Source organism: Pseudoalteromonas sp. ESRF-bin5 (genome assembly GCF_002632075.1).
Taxonomy (GTDB): domain Bacteria; phylum Pseudomonadota; class Gammaproteobacteria; order Enterobacterales; family Alteromonadaceae; genus Pseudoalteromonas; species Pseudoalteromonas marina.
This window is the reverse complement of sequence record NZ_NTLW01000023.1, coordinates 1-1,975: the sequence shown is the minus strand read 5'-3', so window position 1 is coordinate 1,975 and position 1,975 is coordinate 1. Positions and strand designations below refer to the sequence as shown.

The 1,975-nt window shown below is 38.6% G+C and carries 2 protein-coding genes; both read right to left on the bottom strand.

The annotated features are described in order from the left end of the window. Window positions 1–421 (bottom strand): aconitate B (locus tag BCG07_RS00310; RefSeq protein ID WP_502694037.1); only part of this gene is annotated, 421 nt, incomplete at its 3' end. 292 nt (window positions 422–713) lie between these two features. Continuing rightward, entirely contained in the window at window positions 714–1,769 is a 1,056-nt protein-coding gene (locus BCG07_RS00305) for an OmpA family protein (protein ID WP_006791316.1), read from the bottom strand. Between the last annotated feature and the right edge of the window lie 206 nt (window positions 1,770–1,975).

The following is a 1,975-nucleotide window of genomic DNA, read 5'->3' as shown; positions in this document are numbered from 1 at the left end:
CATTGCCTGCTTTGGCTTTTTCTTCTACGTCGTAGAAAGCATCAAACATAAGTAATGTGTTTGAAAGGCCTTTTACTACGATTGGCGCTAATGATTCGTCATCAAGTAGGTCAATCATTGGCGCGATATTGTATCCGCCTAGCATTGTTCCTAATAATTCAGCTGCTTTTTCTTTAGAGATAAGAGAAGTAGTCGCTTCACCTTTAGCAACAGCGGCTAGGAAGCCTGCTTTGATGTAAGCAGCGTCATCAACACCTGGTGGTACACGATTGATTAATAAATCTAAAATGAATTCTTCTTCACCTGCCGGTGGGTTTTTTATTAATTCAATAAGATCAGCAGTTTGCTGAGCATCTAATGGCGCTGGTACGATACCTAACGCGGCACGTTCTTCTACGTGTTTACGATATTCTTGTAGCACAATATTGCCCTCTTGGTGACGTGAAAGTATTCGGTAGCGCTTCATGCGCACTTGTTACCCAATACTTATAGTATTCTAACGAGTAATTATAAAGCTTTTATAGATAGATGAAAATCCATCCAGTTACACAACTGATTATACCGACTATAAACACTATGAATAGTAGTTACGGGAAATTCTATTTCCATGAATACTTATTAAGTAATAATCATTACTATTTAGGTAGACAAGCATAAATAGCGGCCATAAAAAAACCCAGCATAAGCTGGGTTTTTATAATCAAAATAATCTATTAACGTAAAACTTTTACTGTTTTGATTGTTTTGATGTGCGCTTCAACACGACGATTCTCTGCGTGTGCAGCGGCTGTGTTAGCTTCATTTTTAAGGCGCTCTTCACCTAAACCTACCGTAGTAATGCGGTCAGATGCAATACCGTCAGCTATTAATTGCTTAGCTACCGAATCAGCACGCTTTTTAGATAGCATTTTGTTGTAAGTCGCTTTACCTACTGCTGAAGTATGACCTTCTAAAAGCACTGTTGTATCTGGGTAATCTTTTAAGAAAGATGCAACTTGATCGATGTCGTCTAAGTAACGCTGTGATACAGCAGCTTTGTCGTTAGGGAACGTTACTAATAAGCTCACAGTTACTTCTTTATCTTCATATAAAGTACAACCAGTACCATCAACAGCATCTGTCATTGGTGTATTAGGACACTTGTCATCAGCATCTAAAATATTGTCATTGTCGCTGTCTACTGGCTCAACCATAACTTCAACAACCTCTGGCGCAGGCTGTACCGGCTCAGCAGGCATAGTGTTTTGTCCAAAGAAATAGTTAATACCTAATTTAGCGCCAACATCTGTGTAACCTTTATCAATACCTTGGTATACAGCAGTTTCAACGTTAGCGAATAAGTTGTCAGTAATGAAGTGTCTGTAACCAACACCTGCATTTAAGAACGTGTTGTCATCAACAACGTCCATTGATTTAATACCAACTAAACCGTAGAAAGGACCGCCATCTAAATGGTAAAGCGCATCAATACCAAAACGGCTACCGTCGATGTTGTTACGGTTACCAGCGGCTTTGTCGAATGCATTGAAATCAAGATCTGCATACTCTAAACGAGCACTCCAAAAATCACTGAAGCGGTAACCCGCTTCAAGACCAAAGCCAGTCGACTCGTTTACGTCAAGACCAGCTTGTGCGCTCATATTTTCCCAAGACGCATCGTAGTAGTCGCCAAATGCGCCAATGTAGAAACCTTCTTGCTTGTCAGCAGCAAATGTAGATACGCTAGTTGCAGCTAACGCAATTGCAATAGTTAGTGATTTTAATTTCATTGTTTTCTTCCCATTTTAACAACTAATAAATTGTGGCTAATTAAGTACTAGCTCACTGAGTTTTATACAGACTAACTCAACTTTTGTTAATCAATACTTAACGAAAAATAAAGTTTATAATTTTTTTCAATGCGATATAACGATATCCAACAAATCAGTTTAGGTGAAATTTAAAACTTTACCTAGCTAGAAACCAACTAGTTGAT

What these genes read in the sequence shown, in the direction of transcription:
- BCG07_RS00305 (WP_006791316.1), bottom strand. Translation starts at nt 1,769, where the DNA reads ATGAAATTAAAATCACTAACTATTGCAATTGCGTTAGCTGCAACTAGC.